Genomic DNA, 26,870 nt, shown 5'->3' with positions numbered 1-26,870 from the left:
ACGTTGCATCAAGCACCAAATATCGACAGATCCAACGGCCTGATCGCCCCCATCCAGATCGCATGATCGCGGTGGTCCGCCAGCTCATCCCCGGTCTCCGGGTGCAGGAACACCACCAGCCCCTTGCGATACAGCGCCAGCCACGGCAGCACCACCCCCACCACTTCCGGCCCGAAGGCCAGCTGGCAGCTCCAGTCCGGGTGCGGCCCAACCGGCTTCTGGTGCATGCGTCCCATGGTCACGGGAAACAGCCGCGTTGCTTCCTCGCACAGCTCACGGGCCTGCTCCATGGTCGATGCGTCGTAGTACACGTGGGCGTGATAGCCCTTGATCCTTTGCACGGTGGCTCCTGATTGCGGTAATGCGAACATCTGGAAGTCTACGCCATCCCTGTAGGAGCGGCCTTGTGTCGCGAAAGGGGCGCGCAGCGGCCCCAGATTCCGAGCCGCCATCGAAATTGCCGGGGCTGCTGCGCAGCCCTTTCGCGACACAAGGCCGCTCCTACAGACAGCGCCGTTCATCGGCCACGCTCCTGCTCCAGCCAATCCACGAACCGCTGGATCAGCGCCCCGCGCCGTTTGCGCGGTGGCAGCACCACATAATACCCGCGCTCCGACCGCAAACTGCCTTCCATGGGCCGACACAACAACCCTTGCTCGACCAGCCCATCAACCAAGTGCGCCCAGCCAATCGCCACTCCTTGCCCGGCAATCGCAGCCTGGATCAGCAGCGTGTAATTATCGAAACGCAACTGCCCGGCCGGTGGCGGACTGTCTACGCCAAACCCGCGAAACACCCCCGCCCAATCAAACCAGCGACTGGCCTGCTCGCCCTTCAGATGCAACAACGGCAATCGTTGCAAAGCCGCGGCTGACAAGGGTTTGCCATGAGCCAGCCGTGGACTGCAGACCGGGAAGACCTCCTCGTCGAACAACCAGCGGCTCTCGCCCTGATGGAAACGCCCATCGCCAAACAGCACCGCCACATCGATGTCCGGGCGCAACATCCCCTGGCTGCGCTCGCCGGTCACCAGGCTCACATCCACCTGTGGATTGGCCTCGTGAAAGCGCTGCAAGCGCGGCATCAGCCAGAACGCGGCGAAGGCGAAGTCGGTAGCCACCTGCAGCACCTCACGCTGCCCGCGGCCACTGGCCTGGGCAACACCCTCGTCCATGGCCTGCAACCCTTGGTGCACCTGCTCGAACAACAGCTGACCCGCTTCGGTCAGCTCGATACCCCGGTAGATGCGGTCGAACAACCGCGTCCCCAGCTGCGCCTCCAGGCGCTTCACCTGCTGGCTCACCGCCGGCTGTGTGGTGCCCAGCTCCACGGCGGCAGCGGTAAAGCCGCGCAGGCGTGCGGCGGCCTCGAAAACCCGCAGCGCGTCGAGTGACAGGTCGGCAAGGTGCTCAAACATAAGCTCGGCTAATCCCAGTCATTGCCCGGCATGGGCTTTACCCACGTTATCCACAGCACCATGCTGGATTGCAAGCGTTCACCATAACTATCGACGATGGAAGGGCACCATGAAGCAACCCAACATCCTGTTCATCATGGCCGACCAGATGGCCGCGCCGCTGTTGCCGATCTACAGCCCGTCGCCGATCAAGATGCCCAACCTGGCGCGCCTCGCCGAGCAGGCCGTGGTGTTCGATTCCGCCTACTGCAACAGCCCGCTGTGCGCCCCCTCGCGCTTCACCCTGGTCAGCGGCCAGTTGCCCAGCCGCATCGGTGCCTACGACAACGCCGCCGACTTCCCCGCCGACATTCCGACCTACGCCCACTACCTGCGCCGCCTCGGCTATCGCACCGCGCTGTCGGGCAAGATGCATTTCTGCGGCCCGGACCAGTTGCACGGCTACGAAGAACGCCTGACCAGCGATATCTACCCAGCGGACTACGGCTGGGCGGTGAACTGGGATGCGCCTGGCGAACGTCCGAGCTGGTACCACAACATGTCCTCGGTGCTGCAGGCCGGGCCGTGCGTACGCACCAACCAGCTGGATTTCGACGAGGAAGTGGTCTTCAAGGCACGCCAGTATCTCTACGACCATGTGCGCGAAGACCATGGCCGGCCTTTCTGCCTGACCGTGTCGATGACCCACCCCCACGACCCGTACACCATCCCCAAACGCTACTGGGATCTCTACCAGGCTGTGGATATCCCGCTACCCCGCGACGAGATCGCCCAGGAACAGCAAGACCCTCACTCGCAACGCCTGCTCAAGGTCTACGACCTGTGGGACAAGCCGCTGCCTGTGGACAAGATCCGCGATGCCCGCCGCGCCTACTTCGGCGCCTGCAGCTACATCGACGACAACATCGGCCAACTCCTGCAGACGCTGGAAGAATGCGGCCTGACCGACGACACCCTGATCATCTTCTCCGGCGACCATGGTGACATGCTTGGCGAGCGCGGACTTTGGTACAAGATGCACTGGTTCGAGATGTCGGCGCGGGTACCGCTGCTGATCCACGCCCCCAAGCGCTTCGCCCCGAGGCGCATCAGCGCCAGCGTATCCACCTGCGATCTGCTGCCGACCCTGGTGGAACTGGCCGGCGGCGCTGTGGATAAAGACCTGCACCTGGACGGCCGCTCGTTGCTCGGCCATCTGCAAGGGCAGGGCAGCCATGACGAGGTGATCGGTGAATACATGGCCGAAGGCACCGTCGGCCCGCTGATGATGATCCGCCGCGGCGCGTACAAGTTCGTGTACAGCGAGGACGACCCCTGTTTACTCTACGACCTGAGCCGCGACCCGCACGAGCGGGAGAACCTCACCGGCAGCCCGGACCACCAGGCGCTGCTGCAGGCATTTGTCGATGAAGCGAAGCAGCGCTGGGATATCCCCAGCCTGCGCCAGCAGGTGCTGGCCAGCCAGCGCCGCCGCCGCCTGGTGGCCGAGGCGCTGGCCATCGGCACGCTGAAAAGCTGGGACCACCAACCCCTGGTGGATGCCAGCCAACAGTACATGCGCAACCACATCGATCTCGACGACCTCGAGCGCAAGGCACGTTATCCACAGCCCGCACCCCTGGATTGAGAAGAGAGGCCGCCATGCAGAAGTTCTCCATCGCCGTGCTCGCCCTGGCCCTGAGCCTGGGCACGGCCCACGCCGCCGACGGCGACGCGCAATGCAGCACCGTGAAACTGGCCGACCCCGGCTGGAGCGATATCGCCAGCACCAACGCCGTGGCCCGCCTGCTCCTGGAAAGCCTGGGCTACCAGGTGAAGATCGACAGCCTGGCCGTGCCGATCATCTACGGCGGCCTGAAGGATGGCCGGGTGGATGCCTTCCTTGGCAACTGGATGCCGGCGCACCAAGGCTTCCATGACAAGTTCATCGCCAATGGCGATGTGCAGCAGCTGGCGCGCAACCTGGAGGGCACCGAATTCACCCTGGCGGTGCCCGACTATGTGTGGGAGGCCGGCGTGAAGGACTTCGCCGACCTGCACAAGCACGCCGACAAGTTCGACAAGAAACTCTATGGCATTGGCTCCGGCGCACCGGCCAACCTGTCGCTGAAGGAGATCATCGACAAGAACGACTTCGCGCTTGGGCAGTGGAAGCTGGTCGAATCCAGCGAGCAGGCAATGCTGGCCCAAGTGGACCGGGCGGTTAAGAAGCAGCAGTTCATCACCTTCCTGGGCTGGACCCCACACCCGATGAACGTGAAGTTGAAGATGCATTACCTCACGGGGGGCGAACAATGGTTTGGCAGCAAAGGCGCTGTGTACACGCTGACCCGCAAGGGCTATCCACAGGCTTGCCCGAATGCGGCGAAGTTGCTGGCCAATTTGAGGTTCACACTGGACATGGAGAACAGCATCATGGCCGAGGTTGTGGATAAGAAGGTGAGCTTTGACGAGGTGGCCAAGGCTTGGGTGAAGAAGCGTCCAGAGTTACTGGATGGTTGGTTGGCTGGAGTGACTACCAAGGCTGGTGGGGACGCAGCAGAAGCGGTTAAAGCCAAACTCTGATTTTTGTCTGTTAGGCTGCTGGGGCCGCTTCGCGGCCCTTTCGCGACACAAGGCCGCTCCTACAGGCGAGCGCGAATCCCTGTAGGAGCGGCCTTGCGTCGCGAAACGAGGGCAACGTCCTCGCCAGCGATACTGAACAGGAATGACGCATGCCTCGTCTCCACCACCTGCTGCCCTTCCTCACCTGGCTCCCCCGCCAATCGGGCCGCAGCCTGCGCCAGGACCTGCTGGTGGGCCTGAGCGGCGCCATCCTCGCCCTGCCGCAATCTATCGCCTACGCCCTGATCGCCGGCCTGCCCGTCGAGTACGGCCTCTACGCCGCCATCGTGCCGGTGCTGGTGGCCTGCCTGTGGGGCTCGTCCTGGCACCTGATCTGCGGCCCCACCGCCGCCATTTCCATCGTCCTCTATGCCAGCATCAGCCCGCTGGCCGTGGCCGGCAGCGACGACTACGTGACCCTGGTGCTGCTGCTGACCTTTCTCGGCGGCATCTTCCAACTCTTGCTGGGGCTGCTGCGCTTCGGCGCGCTGGTCAACTTCGTCTCCCATTCGGTGGTGCTGGGCTTCACCCTCGGCGCCGCCGTCGTCATCGCCCTGGGGCAACTGCCCAACCTGCTGGGCCTGGACCTGCCGAGCCAGGCCACGGCTCTGAAGACCGTGCAAGAATTGGCTGGCCATGTTGGCGAGGTGGACATGCCTTCGCTGGTCCTGGGACTGAGCACCCTGGCGATTGGCGTGCTGTTGAAGCTGTGGCGCCCACGCTGGCCAAGCCTGTTGATAAGTCTGCTGCTGGTGAGCCTGGCGGCCTGGCTGTTGCCCGGCGTGTTCGGCCATGTGCCGCGCGTGCCCGCTTTCGTCGGGCAGTTGCCACCGCTCAGCCCACTGCCGTTACTCGATGTGGAACTGATCCTGCGCCTGCTACCCAGTGCCGTGGCTGTCGGCATGCTCGGGCTGGTCACCAGCCTGTCCATCGCCCGTTCCCTGTCCGCACGTTCCGAGCAACTGATCGACGCCAACCAGGAGATCCGTGCCCAGGGTCTGTCGAACATCGTGGGGGCATTGTTCTCCGGCTACCTGTCCTCCGGCTCCTTTACCCGCTCCGGGCTCAGCTACGACGCAGGCGCCCGCTCGCCGTTGGCCGGGGTGTTCTCGGCGCTGTGGGTGGCACTGTTCGCGGTCACTGGCGCCGGGCTGATCGCTCATCTGCCGATCCCGGCGATGGCGGGCAGCATCTTGCTGATCTGCTGGGGGCTGGTGGACCATCGCGGCATCCGCGCGCTGTTCCGGGTCAGCCGTTCGGAGTTCCTGGTGATGGCGCTGACCGCCGCCGCGACGCTGTTGCTGGAGCTACAGACGGCAATCTACGCCGGGGTGCTGGCATCGCTGTTCTTCTACCTCAAGCGCACCTCGAGGCCGCGAGTGCAGCAGAGCCGGGAAGGGGAGGCGGACGTATTGCGGGTGGGCGGGTCGATCTTCTTCGGCGCGGCGCATTACCTGCAGGTGCGCTTGCAGCGCTGCGAGGGGCCGCATGTGGTGATCGATGCGCGGCAGGTGAACTTCATCGATTATTCGGGTGTGGATATGTTGCACCGCGAGGCCCGGCGACTGATGCGCCTCGGTGGCAGCCTGACGCTGCACCGGGCACGGCCGCAGGTGGTCGAGGAGTTACAGAAGCTGGAAGGGGCCCAAGTCTGCCCGATCAGGTTCGAGGAGTAATCGCGGGGCAAGCCCGCTCCCACGCCATGATCAGCGGCTAGCGTGGGAGCGGGCTTGCCCCGCGATTGGATATCAAGCTCAGCTACGAGCGAGTTGTCGGCGCAGTTCATCCAAGACCGGCCCAGTCTCCGGCCGAACCCCTCGCCAAATGAAGAACGCCTCGGCCGCCTGCTCGGCCAGCATCCCCAGCCCATCCAGCACCTTGGCCGCCCCCAGCTTGCTCGCCCACTGGCAGAAAGGCGTCAGCTCCTTGCCATACATCATGTCGTAGCACACGGTGCGCCCCGCCTCGACCAGGCTATCGGCAATCGGCGGCAGCTCGCCGGACAGGCTCGCCGAAGTGGCATTGATGATCACGTCCACCGGCTCCTGCAACCAGCTGAACCCACTGGCCACCACAGGCCCCAGCTCATCGAACTCCCGCGCCAGTTGCTCGGCTTTCTCGACGGTACGGTTGGCAATCACCAGCGATTGCGGGTTGTGCGCCAGGATCGGCTCCAGCACCCCCCGAACAGCACCGCCGGCGCCAAGGATAAGGATGCGCTTGCCAGCCAAGACCACCCCGGCGTTCACCGTCAGGTCACGCACCAGCCCGGCGCCGTCGGTGTTGTCACCCTGCAGGGTGCCGTCGGCTAGCTTGGTCAAGGTGTTCACCGCGCCGGCACGTTGCGCACGCGGGGTGAGGCTGTCGCACAGGCGATAGGCCTCTTCCTTGAACGGCACGGTGACGTTGGCGCCGCTGCCCTGCTTGAAGAAGCCCGTGGCGCAGTCGCTGAACTCATCCAGCGGCGCCAGCAAGGTGGCGTACTCCAGGTCCTGGCCGGTCTGGTCGGCGAACAGGCGGTGGATCAGCGGCGACTTGCTGTGGCCGATGGGGTTGCCGAATACGACGTACTGGTCCATGGGAGCTCCTCGGTTATCCACAGGCTTACTGGGCGAGCCAGTCGCGGTCCTGCAGGAAGTAGTCGGTCAGGCGCGCTTCTTCGCTGCCCGGCTCGGCTTTCCAATCGTAGCCCCAACGCACCTGCGGCGGCAGCGACATCAGGATCGACTCGGTGCGACCGCCCGACTGCAAACCGAACAGCGTGCCACGGTCGTAGACCAGGTTGAACTCGACATAGCGGCCACGGCGGTATTCCTGGAATTCGCGCTGCTTGGCAGTGTACGGCGTGTCTTTGCGGCGTTGGATGATCGGCAGGTAGGCGTCGACGTAGGCGTCGCCGATGGCGCGCATGAAGGCGAAGCAGGTGTCGAAGTCCCACTCGTTCAGGTCGTCGAAGAACAGGCCACCAATGCCGCGCGGCTCGCCACGGTGCTTGAGGTGGAAGTAGCGGTCGCACCAGGCTTTGTAGCGTGGGTAGACGTCCGCACCAAACGGCGCGCAGGCCTGCTCGGCGACGCGGTGCCAGTGTACGCAGTCTTCTTCGTTGCCGTAGTACGGGGTCAGGTCGAAGCCGCCGCCGAACCACCATACCGCCTCTTCACCTTCCTTCTCGGCGATGAAAAAGCGCACGTTGGCGTGGGACGTCGGCACATGCGGGTTGTGCGGGTGGATCACCAGCGACACGCCCAGGGCCTCGAAACCACGGCCCGCCAGTTCCGGGCGGTGGGCGCTGGCCGACGGCGGCAGGCCGGCGCCGAACACGTGGGAGAAGTTCACCCCACCTTTCTCGATCACCTTGCCCTCGCCGATCACCCGCGTGCGACCGCCACCACCGGCATCGCGCACCCAGGCATCCTCGACGAAACGGGCGCCGCCGTCTTCGGTTTCGAGGGCAGAGCAGATGCGGTCTTGCAGGTCGAGCAGGTAGGCTTTTACGGCCTCGGTGCGGCTGGTCATCGGGTCACCTGGAAGGAGCGGGAAAATTCGCCGCGTAGCATACCACCGGCAAACACCGCGTCGCAGTTGACGGCGATCAAGCAAAGGCGTCCGATAGAAGGTCTTTGCAGCCCTACAGACAGGAGTGTGTGATGGCCAAGCGTATCCAGTTCAGCCAGCATGGCGGCCCGGAAGTCCTGCAACTGGTGGAGTTCGACCCGGCACCGCCCGGCCCGCAGCAGGTGCGGGTGCGCAACCATGCGATCGGGCTGAACTTCATCGACACCTATTTCCGCAGCGGGCTGTATGCGCCGCCTGCGCTGCCTTCCGGGCTGGGCACCGAAGCGGCCGGCGTGGTCGAGGCGGTGGGCGAGGACGTCAGCCGGATCAAGGTCGGCGACCGCGTGGCCTATGCCGGTGGGCCGCTGGGAGCCTACAGCGAGGTGCATACGCTGCCGGAGGCCAACGTGGTGAAGCTGCCGGAGGCGATCAGCTTCGAACAGGCGGCGGCGGTGATGCTCAAGGGGCTGACCACGCAGTATTTGCTCAAGCAGACTTATGCCGTTAAGCCGGGGGACTTTGTGCTGTTCCATGCCGCCGCCGGTGGCGTGGGGTCGCTGGCTTGCCAGTGGGCCAAGGCGCTGGGCGCGAAGCTGATCGGCACCGTGAGTTCTCCCGAGAAAGCCGAACGGGCCAAGGCCCTCGGCGCCTGGGCGACCATCGACTACAGCCATGAAGACGTGGCCAAGCGTGTGCTGGAGCTGACAGACGGTCAGAAGTGCGCGGTGGTGTATGACGGCGTGGGGGCCGATACCTGGCTGACTTCGCTGGATTGCCTGAGGCCGCGAGGGTTGATGGTGAGCTTCGGCAATGCCTCCGGCGCGGTAACCGGAGTCAACTTGGGGATCCTGTCGCAGAAGGGGTCGTTGTACGTCACCCGGCCGACGTTGGGGAGCTATGCCAACAATGCCGAGAACACCCAGGCCATGGCCGATGACCTGTTCGCGATGATCGCCAGTGGCAAGCTGGTTGTGGAAATCCAGCAGCGGTATCCGTTGAGCGAGGCGGCCAAGGCGCAGGCGGAGTTGTCGGCGCGGCGGACTGTGGGCTCGACTGTGCTTCTGCCTTGAGGGCTCTATCGCGGGGCAAGCCCGCTCCCACGCCGATCTCTGGTCATGGCGTGGGAGCGAGCTTGCCTCGCGATGCGATTGCTCAGTCGTAGTGGAACCGGCATTGCAATACCGTCAACCGGCCATCTTCATAGAAGTAAACCAGACGGTGCTCTCGGGTGATTCGACGAGACCAGAACCCGGAAAGATCGCCCTTGAGCGGCTCAGGTTTGCCAGTCCCTTTGAAGGGTGTACGCCAGCACTCGCGGATCAGCACATTGACCGTCTCGAAGATCGCCGAATCAGCTTCCCGCCAGTGGTGATAGTCTTCCCATCCCTCCGCAGTGAACGCAACACTCACGGAATTCCGAGCCTCAGTCTTGTTGCGTTGCTTTGACTTCATGTTCATCGATGATCAGCTCTTGAGTAACTGGCTGACCCGACCGCAGCTGCTCGACTGATGAACGCAAGCGCCTTGCGTTGGCAGAAGACCCTAGCAAGTAAAGGGTCTCCTGCATGCCGTTGTAATCCTCCAGGGACAGCATGACCACCGGCTCGCCACGTTGGCGCGTGATGATCGCCGGCTCGTGGTCGCGGCATACGTCATCCATCGTTTGCTTCAGGTCGGCGCGAGCTTGGCTAAAAGTCAGTACATGCATTTGTCCAATCCTTCCCGGATTACAAAGGAGAGCTGAGCGAACATTGTACAAAGCTGTGTACAAATCTCAACGACCCGCCGTCGGCGTCTTCATCACTCGGGATGGAGTGCTGCGCAAAGCAAAGGGAGATTACCGGCCCAAACCTTCAGCGAGAACGTGATTGGATCGGTGTGACGCGTAGGGTATTTCCCAGTTTCTATTTCATCGCGGGGCAAGTCGCAGCGGCGAACCGCCGCTCCCACGCCATGATCAGAGACCGGCGTGGGAGCGGGCTTGCCCCGCGATTGCGTCAGTTCAGCCAGCGGGTTTCTTCAACGCTGGCGCCGACTCGAGGCCATCGAGCATCGCCTCCACCAACCCCTCCGCCATTTCCAGCGAATGCAGGCTCGACCAGTACATGCCACGCCCCTCGTCGCGCAGGTGATCGAGGGCCTTGATGCCAGTGTCGTAGGCGCAGCGCAGGTAGAGCGCTACGTGCACCAGGGCGTCGTGGGCTTCGATGTTGGGGTTTACGGTGAAGAGCGGTGGGTGGCCGGCATCGCAGCGGCCGAAGGGGTGGGTTGTGGTGTTAGGAAGTGGTGGATCGGGGACAATCTTCTTGTTCATGGCAACCTCTACCAGAGTAGGGCTGACACCTCGTCCGTTACCACACGAATGGGTGGCAGCTGTACACGGGGTGGTAAACCGGGGAGGTACCAGACCCGGCAGGCTCGAAAGCCTCCCGCGCACAGCCGCCATAGGCGACTCTGATACCTTCCTGTTACCGGGTTACCACACCCGATCGCCAAGTTATTCGGCGACGGTCTGGAGCCTAGAGGCAGGAGTTCCCACTGAGAAGGTAATGGCAGTCGACAGACTGCGTAGGATAATTCTCTGAATGCGAGATGGGCAGCCTTGGGAGGAAAAATCAGAAAGTTCTGAGGGTGCTTAGAATCCCCGTGGGAGCGACACGCGAGAGAAAGGGTCTCGCTTGACCATGCCGGCTCTGAGGCGTAGCTTTTTCCGGAGGTTGTGCTGGTGCGCCGGTTGAGTTTCAAGTTATCCGGGCGAGTGCATCCTTACCCTTTGGCCGCTTAAGCGGCCATTATTTTTGGGCTTGTTTCTATCGCCTTTAGGCACGATGGAATAGAGCTCGGCCCTGGGGCCGCTTTGCGGCCCTTTCGCGACACAAGGCCGCTCCCACAGGTTACAGCGCCAAACCTGAGAGCTGCGCTGTATCTGTGGGAGCGGCCTTGTGTCGCGAAACGAGGGCGAAGCCCTCGCCAGCGGTATCAGCCCGGGCGCACAACCTCACCGGTCACGAGGTCGCGAATCAGGCTCGGGTTCTTCCGCCCACCCAACGCCCCACCCAGCACCATGTCCAGCTCGTTGTGGAAATACTGCTCCACCCGCAACCGGCTCTTGGCCGCCGGCCGCCCGGCCGGGTTGCACGAGGTGGAGATCAATGGCCCGACCAGCGCGCACAGCTCCCGCACCTGTGGATGATCGCTGACCCGCAGCGCCACGGTGTCGTGCTGCCCGGTCACCCACTCGGGCAGCAGACCCTGGTGCGGCACCAGCCAGGTGTTCGGCCCCGGCCAGGTGGCGCTCATGCGGTCGATCCAGTCCTGGGGGAAATCCTCGAACAGAAAGTCGAACTGGCGGATATTGTCGGCGACCAGGATCAGCCCTTTATCCACAGGCCGCGACTTGAGCGCCAGCAGGCGATACACCGCGTCCTCGTTCCACGGGTCGCAGCCCAGGCCCCAGACCGCTTCCGTCGGATAGGCGATCACCGCACCCGCCTTCACCTCGCGCGCGGCTTGTTGCACACGCCAACTGCTCACCATTTTCCGTCTCTCCGCATAAACGCCGTGCGCGCAGTGTACTTAGCCGGCACGGGCAAACCAACGCCCGGCTTCATTGCTCACCCGGCCTTCGAGCTCCAGCTCGGTAAGGCTGGCCAGTACCTGGACCAGTGGCAGGCCGCTGCTGCTGGCCAGGCCCTCGGTAGTCTGGGGTGCGGCGTGGAGCAGGGCGATCAATGGATGAGCGGGCTTATCCACAACCGCAGGCGGCAGGTTCTGCCAACCGCGCAGGCTGTCGAGGATCTGTTCCACGCTTTCCACCAGCAAAGCGCCATCGCGGATCAGCTGGTGACAGCCCTTGGCGCCGGGGTGATGAATGGAGCCGGGAATGGCGTACACCTCCCGCCCCTGCTCGGCGGCAAGCCGTGCGGTGATCAACGAGCCGCTGGCCAGGCTGGCCTCGACCACCAGCACACCCAGCGACAAGCCGCTGATGATCCGGTTGCGACGCGGGAAGTTGCCGGCCAGCGGCCCGGCATCCAGCGGGTACTCGGAAACCAGCGCGCTGCCACTGTCGAGCATTGCCCGTGCCAGGTCACGGTGGCGCTGTGGATAAAGTTTTTGCAACCCCGTGCCGAGCACCCCGATGGTGTGCCCGCCGGCCTTCAAAGCGGCCCGATGAGCGGCACCGTCGACGCCCAGCGCCAGCCCGCTGGTGATGGTGAAACCAGCCTGGGAAAGGCATCGGGAAAACGCGCCTGCGGTATCCAGCGCCGGGGGTGAAGCACGCCTGCTGCCCACGATCGCCAGTTGCGGTTGCTCGAGCAAAGCGGGGTCGCCCGCGACGAACAACAGCGGCGGCGGATCGTCTATCTCGGCCAGCAACGCCGGGTAGCCAGGCCCGTCCCACATCAGTAAATGCTGGCCCGGACGCTCTAGCCAGCGTATTGCAGCCAATGCGCCATCGCGCACTTGCGGGCTGCGCCGGGCGTCTGTACTGGCAGCCTTCAATCCCAATGCATGCCAGGCACTGGCCGGCGCGCTGAGTGCCGACGAGGCACTGCCGAACGCTTCTATAAGGGTATGGAAACGACGCAAGCCAATCTCCGGAAGGCTATGAAGACGCAACCGCGCCTCCAGTTCCGCAGGCGGACAAGGCGACGAACGGGATAGGTTCATGGTGGATCATCCTTGATCGACAGGGGGCCAGATACGTGGCACATCCTGTGGATAACTTTGTGAGTAACACTTTGAAAAGCTGTCCATGAAACGGCAGCTATCAAGCCCATAGAGACCCTAGCCAAGCTTCACAGGTGCCGAACGCCCCATTTCCCTTTATTATGTGTGCTCAGTTTTCAACCGACCGCACAGTGACTGCCTGACCCCTATGGCCATCTTGAACATTCTCGAATTCCCCGATCCGCGCCTGCGCACCATCGCCAAACCGGTGACGGAGTTCGACGCCGCCCTGAGCCAGCTGATCGACGACATGTTCGAGACCATGTACGAGGCGCCCGGCATCGGCCTGGCCGCCACCCAGGTCAACGTGCACAAGCAGGTCGTGGTAATGGACCTGAGCGAAGACCGCAGCGAACCGCGCGTCTTCATCAACCCCTCGGTCGAAGAGCTGACCCACGACATGGGCCAGTACCAGGAAGGCTGCCTGTCGGTGCCCGGCTTCTACGAGAACGTCGATCGCCCACTGCGCGTGCGGGTCAAGGCCCAGGACCGCGACGGCAAGCCCTACGAGCTGGAGTGCGAAGGCCTGCTGGCCGTGTGCGTGCAGCACGAGTTCGATCACCTCAACGGCAAGCTGTTCGTCGACTACCTGTCCCAGCTCAAACGCGACCGGATCAAGAAGAAGCTGGAAAAGCAGCACCGCCAGCAAGCCTGATCCCCACCTTCCAGAAGGCTTGCTCCGGCAAGCCTTTTTCTTTTTGAAGAAGCGAGAACTCCATGCGCATCGTCTTCGCAGGCACTCCAGAGTTTGCCGCCGAACACCTCAAGGCCCTGCTCGACAGCCCGTACGAGATCGTGGCTGTCTACACCCAGCCCGACCGCCCGGCCGGCCGTGGCCAGAAGCTCATGCCGAGCGCAGTGAAGGCGCTGGCCGTGGCCCATGACATTCCGGTGTACCAGCCGCAGACCCTGCGCAACGCCGAGGCGCAAGCCGAGCTCGCCGCGCTCAAGCCGGACCTGATGGTGGTGGTCGCCTACGGCCTGATCCTGCCGCAAGTGGTGCTGGATATTCCGCGCCTGGGCTGCATCAACAGCCACGCCTCCCTGCTGCCACGCTGGCGCGGAGCGGCACCGATCCAGCGCGCCGTGGAAGCCGGCGACGCCGAGAGCGGCGTGACCGTGATGCGCATGGAAGCGGGCCTGGATACCGGCCCGATGCTGCTCAAGGTGGTCACCCCGATCAGCGCCGAGGACACTGGCGGCACCCTGCATGACCGCCTAGCCACCATGGGCCCTGGCGCCGTGGTGCAGGCTATCGCCGGCCTGGCTGACGGATCGCTGCAAGGTGAGGTCCAGGACGATACCCTGGCCACCTACGCCCACAAGCTGAACAAGGACGAAGCCCGCATCGACTGGAGCCGCCCGGCCATCGAGCTGGAGCGTCTGATCCGTGCCTTCAACCCGTGGCCGGTGTGCCACAGCACCCTCGACGGAGAAAGCGTGAAGGTGCTGGCCGCCAACTTGTCCACAGGCAAGGGCGCCCCCGGAGAAATCCTCTCCGCCAGCAAGGACGGCCTGGTCGTCGCCTGTGGAGATCAAGCCCTGAGCCTGACCCGCCTGCAACTGCCCGGCGGCAAGGCCCTGGCCTTCAGCGACCTGTTCAACAGCCGCCGCGAGAAGTTCGCCAGTGGCAAGGTGCTCGGCCAATGAACCCACGCCTGGCCGCCGCCCGTGCCCTTGCCGCCGTGCTCAGCGGCAAGGCCTCGCTGAACAGCTCGCTGCCGGCGCAACTGGACAAGGTCGAGGAGCGCGACCGCGGCCTGACCCAGGACCTGGCCTTCGGCACCGCCCGCTGGCAACCGCGCCTGGACCTGCTGGCCGCGCAACTGCTGCAGAAGCCGTTCAAGGCCGCCGACGCCGATGTGCAGGCGCTGCTGCTGGTCGGCCTGTACCAGCTGTTCTACACGCGCATCCCGGCCCACGCCGCCATCGGCGAGACCGTGGGTTGCGCCGACAAGCTCAAGAAGCCGTGGGCCAAGGGCCTGCTCAATGCCGTGCTGCGCCGCGCCCAGCGTGAAGGCGAGGAGCTGCTCGCCGGCATGGAACGCGACCCGGTGGTGCGCACCGCCCACCCGCGCTGGCTGCAGAAGTCGCTGAAAGCCTTCTGGCCGGAACAATGGGAAGCCATCTGCGCCGCCAACAACGCCCACCCGCCGATGATCCTGCGAGTCAACCGCCGCCACCACAGCCGCGACGCCTACCTGGCGCTGCTGGGCGAGGCCGGCATCCAGGCCAGTGCCTGCCAGTACAGCCGTGATGGCATCGTCCTGGCCGAGGCCTGCGACGTGCGCGGCCTGCCGGGCTTCGCCGACGGCTGGGTGAGCGTGCAGGACGAAGCTGCGCAGCTGTCCGCCGACCTGCTCGAACTGGCCCCTGGCCAGCGCGTGCTCGACGCCTGCTGCGCCCCGGGCGGCAAGACCTGCCACTTGCTGGAAGCCGAGCCTGGCCTGTCCCGCATGGTCGCCATCGACCTGGAAGCCAAGCGCCTGACCCGCGTGCGCGAGAATCTCGACCGCCTCAAGCTCGACGCCGAGCTGATCGCCTGCGACGCCCGCGACACCGCCAGCTGGTGGGATGGCAAGCCATTCCAGCGCATCCTGCTCGACGCGCCGTGCTCGGCCACCGGTGTGATCCGCCGCCACCCCGACATCAAGCTGACCCGCCAGGCCGAGGACATCCCGGCCCTGGCCGCGCTGCAAGGCGAGCTGCTGGACGCCCTGTGGCCGACCCTGGAAGTGGGCGGCATGCTGCTCTACGCCACCTGCTCGAGCCTGCCGACCGAGAACACCGAAGTGATCGATGCCTTCCTCGCCCGCACCCCCGGCGCCCGCGAACTGGACCTGGCCACCGAGGCTGGCCTGCGCCAGCCCCATGGCCGCCAGCTGTTGGCCCAGGAAGGCGGTCACGATGGGTTCTATTACGCCAAACTGATCAAGATCGCCGCCTCGCGCGGGTAAGAACAAAAAGGGTAGGGAGTAGCGGATGAAGATCATCATCCTCGGCGCAGGCCAGGTAGGCGGTACGCTGGCAGAGCACCTGGCCAGCGAAGCCAACGACATCACCGTGGTCGACACCGACAGCGAGCGCCTGCGCGATCTCGGCGACCGTCTGGACATCCGCACCGTGCAGGGCCGCGCCTCGCTGCCGACGGTGCTGCGCCAGGCCGGCGCCGATGACGCCGACATGCTGGTGGCGGTGACCAACAGCGACGAAACCAACATGGTCGCCTGCCAGGTGGCCTATTCGCTGTTCCATACCCCGACCAAGATCGCCCGGGTGCGCGAGTCGGCCTACCTCACCCGCGAAGAGCTGTTCGACAACGACCATATCCCGGTGGATGTGCTGATCAGCCCCGAGCAGGTGGTGACCAACTACATCAAGCGCCTGATCGAACATCCGGGCTCGCTGCAGGTGATCGACTTCGCCGAGGGCAAGGCCCAGCTGGTGGCGGTCCGGGCCTACTACGGCGGCCCGTTGGTGGGCCAGCAACTGCGCCAGATCCGCGCGCACATGCCCAACGTCGATACCCGCGTGGCGGCGATCTTCCGTCGCGACCGGCCGATCACGCCCCAGGGCGACACGGTGATCGAGGCCGACGACGAAGTGTTCTTCATCGCCGCGAAGAAGGATATCCGCGCGGTGATGGGCGAGCTGCGGCGCATCGACGAGACCAACAAGCGCGTGGTCATCGCCGGCGGCGGGCAGATCGGCGAACGTCTGGCCGAGGCCATCGAGAGCCGCTACCAGGTGAAGATCATCGAAATGAACCCGGCCCGTTGCCGCCAGCTCTCCGACACCCTGGAAAGCACCGTGGTACTGCAGGGCAGCGCCTCGGACAAGGACCTGATGCTCGAGGAGAACATCGCTGACGCCGATATCTTCCTGGCCCTGACCAACGACGACGAGGCCAACATCATGTCGTCGCTGCTGGCCAAGCGCCTGGGCGCGCGCAAGGTGATGACCATCATCAACAACCCGGCCTACGTCGATCTGGTGCAAGGCGGTGATATCGATATCGCCATCAGCCCGCAGCTGGCCACCATCGGCACCCTGCTGGCCCACGTGCGTCGGGGCGATATCGTCAGCGTGCACTCGCTGCGCCGCGGCGCCGCCGAGGCCATCGAGGCGGTGGCCCATGGCGATTCGAAGTCGAGCAAGGTGGTGGGCAAGGCCATCGAGGATATTTCGTTGCCGCCAGGCACCACCATCGGCGCGATCATTCGCGACGAAGAGGTGCTGATCGCCCACGACGACACGGTGATCGAGTCGGGCGACCATGTGATCCTGTTCGTTGTGGATAAAAAGCATATTCGGGACGTGGAGAAGCTGTTCCACGTGGGCCTGAGTTTCTTCTAGAAGAGAAAGCCAACCCTGTGGGAGCGGGTTACCCGCGAATTCGCGGGTGAACCCGCTCCCACAGGCGCCCGCAACATCATGGATTCGGGAGAGAAACCTATGCGCGAATCGCTGGAGAAGATGCTGGCCAAGGGTGTGGATAACCCGCTGCTGAGGTTCGGGCTGGGCAAGGCCTGGCTGGACGAGGGCAATGGGGCTGAAGCGGTGGTGCACCTGGCTGCCTGTGTGAAGCAGGATCCGAAGTACTCTGCGGCGTGGAAACTGCTGGGGAAGGCGTATCAGCTCAGCGGGGATCTGGCTGGCGCACGCAAGGCCTGGGAAGAGGGGATCGTCGCGGCGCAGGCCCATGGCGACAAGCAGGCCGAGAAAGAGATGACCGTTTTTCTCAAGAAGCTGAACAAGGCTTGAGATTGCCTGGGCTGCTTTGCAGCCCATCGCGACACAAGGCCGCTCCTACAGGGGATTGCGGTCACCTGTAGGAGCGGCCTTGCGTCGCGAAAGGGGCGCAAAGCGCCCCCAGCAATCTCAATACCAGCGCGCTTCGCCCGCCGGACGCTTCTTGAAGCGCTTCATGCTCCACATGTACTGGCTCGGGTACTCGCGCACATAACGCTCGACCACCTTGCTCATGGCCGCCGCCGATTCAGTTACATCGGTGCTGTACATCGCTTCCGGCGCCGCCTCCAGGAACACCTTGAAGCCCGAGCCATCCGGCAGCCGCAGGGCATGCAGGAACACCCCGACCGCCTTGCCGCCGGCCAGCATGTTCGGCACGAACTTGCTGGTCAGCGCCTGGGTCCCGAGGAACGGCACGAACACGCCCGCCGACTCCGCTGGCTCCGGATCGGCCGGAATCCCCACCTGACCACCCCGACGCACTTCCTTGATCACGCTGAGAATGCCTTCCTTGGTCGAAGGCGCCACGCGGTTGCCCATCTGCACGCGCTGCTCGCGCAGCAGGTCATCCACCGCCTTCAGCTTGGGCGGGCGGTAGAAGATGATCGGTTTGCACTGGTTGCAATAGAAGTGGTTGAGCACTTCCCAGTTGCCCAGGTGGCTGGTGATGCCGACCACGCCCTTGCCCGAGGCCAGGGCCTGCTCCAGCACTTCCAGGCCATGCACTTCCTTGACCAGATCGAGCGAGCGCTGCGGCGGCCAGATCCAGGCACAGGCGCTCTCGACGAACGACTTGCCGATGTCCTTCAATGCGCGGCCAACCAGCTGCTCGCGCTCGACCGGGTCCATCTCCGGGAAACACTTGGCCAGGTTGATGCGCACGACATTGCGCGAGCCATTGGGGATTTTCCACATCAGCCAGCCGATACCGGCGCCGACACGCTGCACAGCGCCCCAGGGCAGCTTGGCAAACAGGCGCAGCACCCCGACCATCAGGGCGCCCTTGAACTTTTCCACAGGCCAATTCCTTATTTCAGCAAGGCGCGCATTGTACCCCGTCAGCGCACCAGCGCGGCGTAGCGATCGCAGTCGGTGGTGTGATCCATGACCATGCCGGTGGCCTGCATGAAGGCGTAGCAGATGGTCGGCCCGACAAAGGTGAAACCGGCCTTCTGCAGGGCCTTGCTCATGGCCTTGGCCTCGTCGGTGACCGCCGGCACGTCGCCGCGACCCTGGAAATGGTTGATCTTCGGCTCGCCGCCGACGAACGACCACAGCCACTCGGCGGGATTATCCACAGCCAGCCAGGCCTCGGCATTACGGCGCACGGCCTTGAGCTTGAGGCGGTTGCGGATGATGCCAGGGTCCAGCATCAGCTCCTCGATGCGCTCGTCGCTCAGGCGTGCCAGTTTCACCGGATCGAAACCGTCCAGCACCTGGCGATAGCGCTCGCGTTTCTTCAATACCGTGATCCACGACAGCCCCGCCTGGAACCCTTCGAGCAAAAGCATCTCGAAGAGCAACGCCGGATCGCGCTGCGGCGTTCCCCACTCATGGTCGTGATAGGCCTGGTACAACGGATCGTCGGAACACCAAAAGCAGCGTGGCATAAGGCTCCAATAACGTAGAGGGCGAGGCGAATCGGGTTATACTCCCGCTCTTTACATCCGCATCCCCAGATACAGGTGAATTTCGTGAGCCAGCCTACGCCAGCCGTGCGTACCTTCCAAGACCTGATCCTCGCCCTGCAGAACTACTGGGCCGAGCAAGGTTGTGTGGTGCTTCAGCCCTACGATATGGAAGTAGGCGCCGGCACTTTCCACACCGCTACCTTCCTGCGCGCCGTCGGCCCGGAGACCTGGAACGCCGCCTACGTGCAGCCCAGCCGTCGCCCTGCCGACGGGCGGTATGGCGAAAACCCCAACCGCCTGCAGCACTACTACCAGTTCCAGGTGGTGCTCAAGCCGAACCCGGCCAACTTCCAGGAGCTGTATCTCGGCTCGCTGAAAGCCATCGGCCTGGACCCGCTGGTTCACGACATCCGCTTCGTCGAAGACAACTGGGAATCGCCGACCCTCGGCGCCTGGGGCCTGGGTTGGGAAATCTGGCTGAACGGCATGGAAGTGACCCAGTTCACCTACTTCCAGCAAGTCGGCGGCATCGAGTGCTACCCGGTCACCGGTGAGATCACCTACGGCCTGGAGCGCCTGGCCATGTACCTGCAGGGCGTGGACTCGGTCTACGACCTGGTGTGGGCCGACGGTCCGTTCGGCAAGGTCACCTACGGCGACGTGTTCCACCAGAACGAAGTGGAGCAGTCGACCTACAACTTCGAGCACGCCAACGTCGAGAAGCTGTTCGAGCTGTTCGACTTCTACGAAAGCGAAGCGAACCGCCTGATCAAGCTGGACCTGCCGCTGCCGACCTACGAAATGGTCCTGAAGGCCTCGCACACCTTCAACCTGCTGGACGCCCGCCGCGCCATCTCGGTGACCGAGCGCCAGCGCTACATCCTGCGTGTGCGTACCCTGGCCCGGGACGTGGCGCAAAGCTATCTGCAAGCCCGCGCACGCCTGGGCTTCCCGATGGCCTCTCCTGAACTGCGTGATGAAGTGTTGGCTAAGCTGGAGGCTGCACAATGAGTGCTCAAGATTTCCTGGTTGAACTGGGCACCGAAGAGCTGCCACCGAAGGCCCTCGCCACCCTGGGCGACGCCTTCCTCGCCGGCATCGAGAAAGGCCTGCAGGCCGCCGGCCTGAACTACACCGGCAAGCAGGTCTATGCCGCGCCGCGCCGCCTGGCCGTGCTGATCCGCCAGCTGGACGTGCAGCAGCCGGACCGCAGCATCAACATCGACGGCCCGCCCGTGCAAGCCGCGTTCAACGCCGAAGGCCAGCCGACCCAGGCCGCCCTGGGCTTCGCCAAGAAGTGCGGCGTGGAGCTGTCGGACATCGACCAGAGCGGCCCCAAGCTGCGCTTCTCCCAGCACATTCCGGGCAAGGCCACCGCCAGCCTGCTGCCGACCATCGTCGAGGATTCGCTCAACGACCTGCCGATCCCCAAGCGCATGCACTGGGGCGCCAGCCGTGAAGAGTTCGTGCGCCCGACCCAGTGGCTGGTGATGCTGCTGGGCGACCAGGTGGTCGACTGCACCATCCTGGCCCAGAAGGCCGGCCGTGAATCCCGTGGCCACCGCTTCCACCACCCGGAAAACGTGCTCATCACCACCCCGGCCAACTACGTCGAGGACCTGCGCAAGGCCCACGTGCTGGCCGACTTCGCCGAGCGTCGCGAGCTGATCAGCAAGCGTACCGCGGAGCTGGCCATGCAGCAGGAAGGCACGGCCATCGTGCCGCCGGCGCTGCTGGACGAAGTGACCTCCCTGGTCGAGTGGCCAGTGCCGCTGGTGTGCTCGTTCGAGGAGCGTTTCCTCGAGGTGCCGCAGGAAGCCCTGATCACCACCATGCAGGACAACCAGAAGTACTTCTGCCTGCTGGACAGCGAAGGCAAGCTGCTGCCGCGCTTCATCACCGTGGCCAACGTCGAGAGCCGCGATCCGAAGCAGATAGTGCAGGGCAACGAGAAGGTCGTGCGCCCACGCCTGACCGACGCCGAGTTCTTCTTCAAGCAGGACAAGAAGCAGCCGCTGGAAAGCTTCAACGAGCGCCTGAAGAACGTGGTGTTCCAGGCTCAGCTGGGCACCGTGTTCGACAAGGCCGAGCGCGTTTCCAAGCTCGCCGCCTTCATTGCTCCGTACATCGGCGGCAGCGCCGCCAACGCCGGCCGTGCCGGCCTGCTGTCCAAGTGCGACCTGGCCTCGGAAATGGTCGGCGAATTCCCTGAAATGCAGGGCATCGCCGGCTACTACTACGCCCTCAACGACGGCGAGCCGGAAGACGTCGCCCTGGCGCTGAACGAGCAGTACATGCCGCGCGGCGCTGGCGCCGAGCTGCCGCAGACCCTCACCGGTGCCGCCGTGGCCATCGCCGACAAGCTCGACACCCTGGTCGGCATCTTCGGCATCGGCATGCTGCCCACCGGCAGCAAGGACCCGTACGCCCTGCGTCGTGCCGCCCTGGGCGTGCTGCGCATCCTGATCGAGAAGCAGCTGGACCTGGACCTGGCCGTCGCGGTCGAGTTCGCGGTCAAGCAGTTCGGTGCCAAGGTCAAGGCCGCCGGCCTGTCCGAGCAGGTGTTGGAGTTCGTCTTCGACCGTCTGCGCGCACGCTACGAGGACGAAGGCATCGACGTCTCCACCTACCTGTCGGTGCGTGCCCTGAAGCCGGGCTCGGCGCTGGACTTCGACCAGCGCGTGCAGGCCGTGCAGGCCTTCCGCAAGCTGCCCGAAGCCGAAGCCCTGGCCGCGGCGAACAAGCGCGTGTCGAACCTGCTGGGCAAGGCGGAAGGCGCCATCGCCGAGCAGGTCGAGCCGAAGTACTTCGACAACGCCAACGAGTTCTCCCTGTACTCGGCCATCCAGCAGGCCGACCAGGCCGTGCAACCGATGGCCGCCGCGCGTCAGTACAGCGAGGCCCTGGCTCGCCTGGCCGCCCTGCGTGACCCGGTCGACGCCTTCTTCGAGGCGGTGATGGTCAACGCCGAGGACGCCAAGGTGCGCGCCAACCGTTATGCCCTGCTCAGCCGCCTGCGCGGACTGTTCCTGGGCGTGGCCGATATCTCGCTGCTGGGGTGAGTCGTTGAAACTGCTGATTCTTGATCGAGACGGAGTGATCAACCACGACTCCGACGCCTACATCAAGTCGCTGGAGGAGTGGATCCCCATTCCCGGCTCGATCGAGGCCATCGCGCAGTTGAGCAAGGCGGGCTGGACGGTGGCGGTTGCCACCAACCAGTCCGGCATTGCCCGCGGCTACTACCCGCTGGAGACCCTCGAGGCCATGCATGCGCGCCTGCGCGCGCTGGTGGCCGAGCAGGGCGGCGAAGTCGGCCTGATCGTGCATTGCCCGCACGGCCCGGATGAAGGCTGCGACTGCCGCAAGCCCAAACCCGGCATGCTGCGGACTATTGCCGAGCATTACCAGGTGCCACTGACCGGTGTATGGTTCGTCGGCGACAGCAAAGGTGACCTGGAGGCGGCCCTGGCCGTCGATGCACAACCCGTGTTGGTAAAAACCGGCAAGGGCGAGAGGACCCTGGAAAAGGGTGTCCCGGAAAAAACGCTGATTTTCGACGATCTGGCAGCCATCGCCAGAGAAATTATTTAAATGAGTGCGCCAGGACTGGCGCACTTTTCATTAGGCGGGCACGCCCGCAACGGTACATGCCACTATGTCGATCCTGCAGGCGATCAGAATCTTTCTTTTTTACCTGCTGTTGGGCACCAGTTCGCTGCTGTGGTGCTCGCTGAGCTTTTTCGTCGCGCCTTTCCTGCCGTTTCCCAAGCGCTACAGGTTCATCAACGTGTACTGGTGCCGCTGCGCACTGTTCCTGGTGCGGACGATCCTGCGGATCGACTACAAGGTCGCCGGCGCCGAGAACGTGCCTGACGTACCTTGCGTGATCCTGTCCAACCACCAGAGCACCTGGGAGACGTTCTTCCTGTCGGCGTACTTCTCGCCGCTGAGCCAGGTGCTCAAGCGCGAGCTGCTGTACGTGCCGTTCTTCGGCTGGGCCATGGCCATGCTGCGGCCTATCGCCATCGACCGGAAAAACCCGAAGGAGGCCCTGCGCCAGGTTGCCAGCCAGGGCGACGAGCTGCTCAAGCAGGGCACCTGGGTGTTGATCTTCCCCGAAGGCACTCGCGTGCCGCATGGGCAGATGGGCAAGTTCTCCCGCGGCGGTACCGCGCTGGCGGTGAACGCCGGCTTGCCGGTACTGCCGATCGCCCACAACGCCGGCAAGTTCTGGCCGCGCGAAGGTTGGGGCAAACGCCCGGGCACCATCGAGGTGGTGATTGGCGAGCCGATGTATCCGGAGGGGACTGGCCCGCGTGCCATCGCCGAGCTCAACGACCGTGCCCAGGCATGGAACGAGGCAGCCCAACGTGCCATGGGTTCGCTGCCGCCAGCGGCGGAAAAACCCGAGCAACAGTCTGCCTGACGATCTGTGGATAACTTGTTAGCAATTTTTGGATTAAGCGACTTAGAACATAGCTAAGTGATTGAATTAGCTATTTATTTCTATGTATGACGTTTTTTCGAAAATCGTGCATAAGTTTTTTCCCGCGATAAAAAAACCGGCTTTTACGCCGGTTTTTTTGTGGGCTGAAATCGCTGCAGGCTTCTTCGCGGGTAAATCGCATCGGCGCACCGCCGCTCCCACAGGGTATTGCGCGAGCCCGCGAAGGCCCCAGCGAAAATCTCAGACCTTGTCGATATCCACATCCCGGGTCTCTTTCAGGCAGAAGATCCCCACCACCAGGCTTACCCCGGTGATCAGTACCGGGTACCACAGCCCATAGAAGATATCCCCGGTGTACACCACCAACGCGAACGACACCGTCGGCAGGAAGCCGCCGAACCAGCCGTTGCCGATATGGTAGGGCAGGGACATCGAGGTATAGCGGATGCGAGTCGGGAACAGCTCGACCATCACCGCCGCCAGCGGCCCGTAGGTCATGGTGGCGATCAGGATCATGGCAACGATCAGCACCACCACCATCACCTGGTTCACATGCGCCGGGTCCGCCTTGGCTGGATAGCCGGCAGCCTCGATGGCGCTGCGCATGGCCACTTCGTCGAAGCCGTTGATGACCTTGTCGCCAATGCTCACGCTGACATCGCTGCCGCTGGCGCTCACCGAGCTGTACGGCAGGCCTTGCTTGACCAGGAAGGTCTTGACCTTGTCGCAGGGGCTGTCGAAGCGCGCCTTGCCCACCGGGTCGAACTGGAAGGTGCAGCCCTTGGGGTCGGCGCTGACGACGATCGGAGCCTGACGGCTGGCGGCGTCGATCTGCGGGTTGGCGTAGTGGCTCAGGGCCTTGAACATCGGGAAGTAGCACACGGTGGCCAGCAACAGCCCGATCATCAGGATCGGCTTGCGCCCGACCCGGTCCGACAGCCAGCCGAAGAAGACGAAGAACGGCGCGCCGATCACCACGCTGATGATCAGCAGGGTGTTGGCTTGGGCCGGATCCATCTTGAGCATCTGGGTCATGAAGAACAGCACGTAGAACTGCGCGGTGTAGAAAGTCACCGCTTGGCCTGCGTTGATGCTGAACAGCGCCGTGAGCACCACCTTGAGGTTGGGCCAGGAGGTGAACGACTCGCGAATCGGCGATTTGCTGATCTTGCCCTGAGCCTTCATTTTCACGAAGGCCGGCGACTCGTGCATGCTCATGCGGATCCAGGTGGAGATCGCCAGCAGCACGATCGACAGCAGGAACGGCAGGCGCCAGCCCCAGGTCTCGAACTGGTCGCCGCTGATGTAGCGGCTGGCCAGGACCACGATCAGCGACAACAGCAGGCCAAGGGTGGCGGTGGACTGGATGAAGCCGGTATGGAAACCACGCTTGCCGGGCGGCGCGTGTTCGGCGACATAGGTCGCCGCGCCACCGTATTCACCGCCCAGCGCCAGGCCCTGGAGCATGCGCAGCACCACCAGGATGATCGGCGCGGCTATGCCGATGCTGGCGTAGGTCGGCAGCAGGCCCACGGCGAAAGTCGACAGGCCCATCAGCACGATGGTCACCAGGAAGGTGTACTTGCGCCCGATCATGTCGCCCAGCCGACCGAACACCAGCGCGCCGAACGGGCGCACCAGGAAGCCGGCGGCGAAGGCCATCAAGGCGAAGATGAAGGCGGTGGTGTCGTTGACGCCAGCGAAGAACTGCTTGCTGATGACCGCGGCCAGCGCGCCATAGAGAAAAAAGTCATACCACTCGAACACCGTCCCGAGGGATGACGCGAAAATGATCTTGCGCTCTTCACGACGGCTTGGGCTGCTCGTCGCCGCCCCCTGTTCCTGGATGTAATCCGACATCGTTGCTGTCCTCGGCCCTCGGGCCACAGTGATTATTCTTGTTGTTCCACTGCCGGCGGCTTGCGAACACAAGCCACCGCTGTTGCAAACACCCGGGTCAGGGCGTCGGTATCGCGCTGGCGTCGCTGAGGTTGGTCTGGGTATTGGCCCCCTTGAGGATCAGTTGTGCCGCCTTTTCGGCAATCATCAACGTGGGTGAACAGGTATTGCCGGAGACGATCTGCGGCATGATCGAGGCGTCGGCCACGCGCAGGCCAGGAATGCCATGCACGCGCAGCTGGTTATCCACGACGTCCAGCGCGCCGCTGCCCATGCGGCAGGTGCCCACCGGGTGGAAGATGGTGGTGCCGATCTGGCCGGCGGCCTGGTGCAGGTCGTCCTCGCTCTGCAGCGCGGGGCCTGGCAAATACTCACGAGGATCGAAGGCCGCCAGGGCAGGGGCCTGGACGATGCGCCGGGTAAGGCGGATGGCATCGGCGGCGACGCGCAGGTCCTCGGGGTCGCTCAGGTAGTTGGGGTCGATCACCGGCGCGGCATTCATGTCCGCCGAGCGGATATCGATGCGTCCACGGCTCGCCGGGCGCAGGTTGCACACCGAGGCGGTGAAGGCCGGAAAGCGATGCAGCGGTTCGCCGAAGCGGTCCAGCGACAACGGCTGCACGTGGTATTGCAGGTTGGCCGTTGCCTGCTCGGGGCTTGAACGGGCGAAGGCGCCCAACTGACTAGGCGCCATGGCCAACGGGCCGCTGCGGTCATAGGCATAGCGCAAGCCCATGCCCAGCTTGCCCCACAGGCTGTTGGCCATCTGGTTGAGGGTGCGGGTGTTGCGGACCTGATAGATCAGGCGCAGTTGCAGGTGATCCTGCAGGTTGCCGCCGACCCCCGGCATCTCATGGCGAACCCCGATACCCAAGCCTTCGAGCAGCTTGCGCGGGCCGATGCCGGAGCGTTGCAGGATGCCGGGCGAGCCCACGGAGCCCGCGCACAGGATGATCTCGCGGCGAGCGGCGAACTCGTGCCAGGCGCCTTGCCACAGGGCCTTCACCGCCCGGGCGCGGGTGTTGTCGAGCAGCACCTGGTCGACCTGCACGCCCGTCAACACTGTCAGGTTGGGGCGCTTGAGAATGGGCCTGAGAAACGCCTTGGCCGAGTTCCAGCGCACACCACTGCGCTGGTTAACCTGAAAGTATCCACAGCCGGCGTTGTCGCCCGCGTTGAAGTCGTCGACCTTGGCTATACCGCTCTGCTCGGCGGCGTCACGGAAGGCATCGAGGATCGGCCAGCTGTAGCGCTGCTGCTCGACCCGCCATTCCCCCCCGGCGCCGTGGCTGTCGCTGGCGCCGGCGAAGTGGTTTTCGCTGGCCTTGAACAAGGGCAGCACATCCTTCCACGCCCAGCCGTCGTTGCCTTGCTCGGCCCAGCGGTCATAGTCGGCGGCCTGGCCACGCATGTAGATCATGCCGTTGATCGACGAGCAGCCCCCCAGCACCTTGCCCCGTGGATAACCCAGGCTGCGACCGTTCAGGCCGGGCTGGGCCTCGGTCTTGAGGCACCAGTCGGTGCGCGGATTGCCGATGCAGTAGAGGTAACCGACGGGGATGTGAATCCAGGGATAGTTGTCGCGGCCACCCGCCTCGAGCAGCAATACACGGCACGAAGGGTCGGCGGACAAGCGGTTGGCCAGCAGGCAACCGGCGGGACCGGCGCCCACGACCACGTAGTCGTAGACAGAATCGGCTGATGGCATGTGCAACCTCGCGCCTGATTATTATTCTTGTCCCGGTCCATCTTATTGATTAATTTCGCTGAGGAAACACGAGATTTCGCGCAGCCGTTGTGCGTTTTAGCACAGCGTCATACCTGAGCA

26 protein-coding genes are annotated in these 26,870 nt (G+C 64.2%); 13 read left to right on the top strand and 13 right to left on the bottom strand.

Annotation, left to right across the window (positions count from 1 at the left end; genetic code table 11):
• Positions 1–8 precede the first annotated feature (8 nt).
• Together ACYUME_RS00765 and ACYUME_RS00760 are read right to left on the bottom strand one after the other, a co-directional pair.
• Positions 9–341, bottom strand: a complete 333-nt coding sequence (locus ACYUME_RS00765) for a DOPA 4,5-dioxygenase family protein (protein ID WP_028688720.1) — start codon at positions 339–341, stop codon at positions 9–11.
• Positions 342–517: 176 nt separating this feature from the next.
• A complete protein-coding gene (locus ACYUME_RS00760; RefSeq protein WP_460417756.1) occupies positions 518–1,417 on the bottom strand; it encodes a choline sulfate utilization transcriptional regulator in 900 nt (299 codons plus the stop codon).
• Positions 1,418–1,526: 109 nt separating this feature from the next.
• Between ACYUME_RS00760 and betC the strand changes: the two genes are divergently transcribed.
• From betC to ACYUME_RS00745, 3 genes are all read left to right on the top strand, one after another.
• A complete protein-coding gene (betC, locus tag ACYUME_RS00755; protein WP_460417754.1) occupies positions 1,527–3,044 on the top strand; it encodes a choline-sulfatase in 1,518 nt (505 codons plus the stop codon).
• Positions 3,045–3,058: 14 nt separating this feature from the next.
• Positions 3,059–3,982 (top strand): choline ABC transporter substrate-binding protein, encoded by a 924-nt coding sequence (choX, locus tag ACYUME_RS00750; RefSeq protein ID WP_460417753.1) that lies wholly within the window; start codon positions 3,059–3,061, stop codon positions 3,980–3,982.
• 149 nt (positions 3,983–4,131) lie between these two features.
• Positions 4,132–5,697: a SulP family inorganic anion transporter gene (locus tag ACYUME_RS00745; RefSeq protein WP_460417752.1), complete on the top strand. Its 1,566-nt coding sequence runs from the start codon at positions 4,132–4,134 to the stop codon at positions 5,695–5,697.
• Positions 5,698–5,775: 78 nt separating this feature from the next.
• Here the strand turns inward: ACYUME_RS00745 and aroE are convergent, their stop codons facing one another.
• Positions 5,776–6,600 (bottom strand): shikimate dehydrogenase, encoded by an 825-nt coding sequence (gene aroE, locus ACYUME_RS00740; RefSeq protein ID WP_460417750.1) that lies wholly within the window; start codon positions 6,598–6,600, stop codon positions 5,776–5,778.
• 25 nt (positions 6,601–6,625) lie between these two features.
• Positions 6,626–7,537 carry an oxygen-dependent coproporphyrinogen oxidase gene (hemF, locus tag ACYUME_RS00735; RefSeq protein ID WP_011531485.1) on the bottom strand — a complete coding sequence of 304 codons (912 nt, stop codon included), beginning with the start codon at positions 7,535–7,537 and terminating at the stop codon, positions 6,626–6,628.
• A gap of 131 nt (positions 7,538–7,668) precedes the next feature.
• Here hemF and ACYUME_RS00730 point away from each other — a divergent pair, with 131 nt between their 5' ends.
• Entirely contained in the window at positions 7,669–8,646 is a 978-nt protein-coding gene (locus ACYUME_RS00730) for an NADPH:quinone reductase (RefSeq protein ID WP_460417748.1), read from the top strand.
• A gap of 82 nt (positions 8,647–8,728) precedes the next feature.
• On the opposite strand, the gene ACYUME_RS00725 is transcribed toward ACYUME_RS00730, so the two are convergent.
• The 5 genes from ACYUME_RS00725 to dprA all read right to left on the bottom strand — a co-directional run bounded on the left by ACYUME_RS00725 (position 8,729) and on the right by dprA (position 12,250).
• Complete coding sequence (locus ACYUME_RS00725; RefSeq protein ID WP_460417746.1) at positions 8,729–9,034, bottom strand: Txe/YoeB family addiction module toxin; 306 nt, start codon at positions 9,032–9,034, stop codon at positions 8,729–8,731.
• Positions 9,000–9,284, bottom strand: a complete 285-nt coding sequence (locus tag ACYUME_RS00720; RefSeq protein WP_046853585.1) for a type II toxin-antitoxin system Phd/YefM family antitoxin — start codon at positions 9,282–9,284, stop codon at positions 9,000–9,002. Before ACYUME_RS00720 ends, ACYUME_RS00725 begins: the two co-directional genes overlap by 35 nt.
• Before the next feature lie 294 nt (positions 9,285–9,578).
• Complete coding sequence (locus ACYUME_RS00715; RefSeq protein ID WP_280081513.1) at positions 9,579–9,890, bottom strand: hypothetical protein; 312 nt, start codon at positions 9,888–9,890, stop codon at positions 9,579–9,581.
• A gap of 665 nt (positions 9,891–10,555) precedes the next feature.
• Positions 10,556–11,113 (bottom strand): L-threonylcarbamoyladenylate synthase, encoded by a 558-nt coding sequence (locus tag ACYUME_RS00710; RefSeq protein WP_460417744.1) that lies wholly within the window; start codon positions 11,111–11,113, stop codon positions 10,556–10,558.
• A 39-nt stretch (positions 11,114–11,152) separates the two neighbouring features.
• Positions 11,153–12,250, bottom strand: coding sequence for a DNA-processing protein DprA (gene dprA, locus ACYUME_RS00705; protein WP_460417742.1), 1,098 nt, complete (start codon positions 12,248–12,250; stop codon positions 11,153–11,155).
• Positions 12,251–12,458: 208 nt separating this feature from the next.
• Between dprA and def the strand changes: the two genes are divergently transcribed.
• The 5 genes from def (at position 12,459) to ACYUME_RS00680 (ending at position 17,074) form a co-directional block, all read left to right on the top strand.
• Entirely contained in the window at positions 12,459–12,965 is a 507-nt protein-coding gene (gene def, locus ACYUME_RS00700) for a peptide deformylase (RefSeq protein WP_460417740.1), read from the top strand.
• Between the two features lie 62 nt (positions 12,966–13,027).
• Complete coding sequence (fmt, locus tag ACYUME_RS00695) at positions 13,028–13,960, top strand: methionyl-tRNA formyltransferase (RefSeq protein ID WP_460417738.1); 933 nt, start codon at positions 13,028–13,030, stop codon at positions 13,958–13,960.
• A complete protein-coding gene (gene rsmB, locus ACYUME_RS00690) occupies positions 13,957–15,267 on the top strand; it encodes a 16S rRNA (cytosine(967)-C(5))-methyltransferase RsmB (RefSeq protein ID WP_460417736.1) in 1,311 nt (436 codons plus the stop codon). Before fmt ends, rsmB begins: the two co-directional genes overlap by 4 nt.
• A 25-nt stretch (positions 15,268–15,292) precedes the next feature.
• Positions 15,293–16,666, top strand: coding sequence for a Trk system potassium transporter TrkA (trkA, locus tag ACYUME_RS00685; protein WP_279882473.1), 1,374 nt, complete (start codon positions 15,293–15,295; stop codon positions 16,664–16,666).
• A gap of 99 nt (positions 16,667–16,765) precedes the next feature.
• Complete coding sequence (locus ACYUME_RS00680) at positions 16,766–17,074, top strand: tetratricopeptide repeat protein (RefSeq protein WP_460417734.1); 309 nt, start codon at positions 16,766–16,768, stop codon at positions 17,072–17,074.
• A gap of 117 nt (positions 17,075–17,191) precedes the next feature.
• Here the strand turns inward: ACYUME_RS00680 and ACYUME_RS00675 are convergent, their stop codons facing one another.
• Positions 17,192–18,079, bottom strand: a complete 888-nt coding sequence (locus ACYUME_RS00675) for a lysophospholipid acyltransferase (protein ID WP_279882470.1) — start codon at positions 18,077–18,079, stop codon at positions 17,192–17,194.
• Positions 18,080–18,120: 41 nt separating this feature from the next.
• Positions 18,121–18,672 carry a DNA-3-methyladenine glycosylase I gene (locus ACYUME_RS00670; RefSeq protein WP_460417732.1) on the bottom strand — a complete coding sequence of 184 codons (552 nt, stop codon included), beginning with the start codon at positions 18,670–18,672 and terminating at the stop codon, positions 18,121–18,123.
• A gap of 84 nt (positions 18,673–18,756) precedes the next feature.
• On the opposite strand from ACYUME_RS00670, the gene glyQ reads away from it, so the two are divergent.
• The 4 genes from glyQ to ACYUME_RS00650 all read left to right on the top strand — a co-directional run bounded on the left by glyQ (position 18,757) and on the right by ACYUME_RS00650 (position 23,122).
• On the top strand, positions 18,757–19,704 hold the full coding sequence (gene glyQ, locus ACYUME_RS00665; protein ID WP_011531473.1) for a glycine--tRNA ligase subunit alpha: 948 nt from the start codon (positions 18,757–18,759) through the stop codon (positions 19,702–19,704).
• A complete protein-coding gene (gene glyS, locus ACYUME_RS00660) occupies positions 19,701–21,755 on the top strand; it encodes a glycine--tRNA ligase subunit beta (RefSeq protein WP_460417730.1) in 2,055 nt (684 codons plus the stop codon). The genes glyQ and glyS overlap by 4 nt, the downstream gene beginning before the upstream one ends.
• A 4-nt stretch (positions 21,756–21,759) precedes the next feature.
• A complete protein-coding gene (gene gmhB / locus ACYUME_RS00655) occupies positions 21,760–22,287 on the top strand; it encodes a D-glycero-beta-D-manno-heptose 1,7-bisphosphate 7-phosphatase (RefSeq protein ID WP_460417728.1) in 528 nt (175 codons plus the stop codon).
• Positions 22,288–22,351: 64 nt separating this feature from the next.
• Entirely contained in the window at positions 22,352–23,122 is a 771-nt protein-coding gene (locus ACYUME_RS00650) for a lysophospholipid acyltransferase family protein (RefSeq protein ID WP_460417726.1), read from the top strand.
• A 261-nt stretch (positions 23,123–23,383) separates the two neighbouring features.
• On the opposite strand, the gene ACYUME_RS00645 is transcribed toward ACYUME_RS00650, so the two are convergent.
• Complete coding sequence (locus tag ACYUME_RS00645; RefSeq protein ID WP_279882460.1) at positions 23,384–25,003, bottom strand: MFS transporter; 1,620 nt, start codon at positions 25,001–25,003, stop codon at positions 23,384–23,386.
• 97 nt (positions 25,004–25,100) lie between these two features.
• On the bottom strand, positions 25,101–26,750 hold the full coding sequence (locus tag ACYUME_RS00640; RefSeq protein WP_460417724.1) for a GMC family oxidoreductase: 1,650 nt from the start codon (positions 26,748–26,750) through the stop codon (positions 25,101–25,103).
• Between the last annotated feature and the right edge of the window lie 120 nt (positions 26,751–26,870).

Source organism: Pseudomonas sp. microsymbiont 2 (genome assembly GCF_054788395.1).
This window is presented reverse-complemented; position numbering and strand designations above follow the sequence as displayed.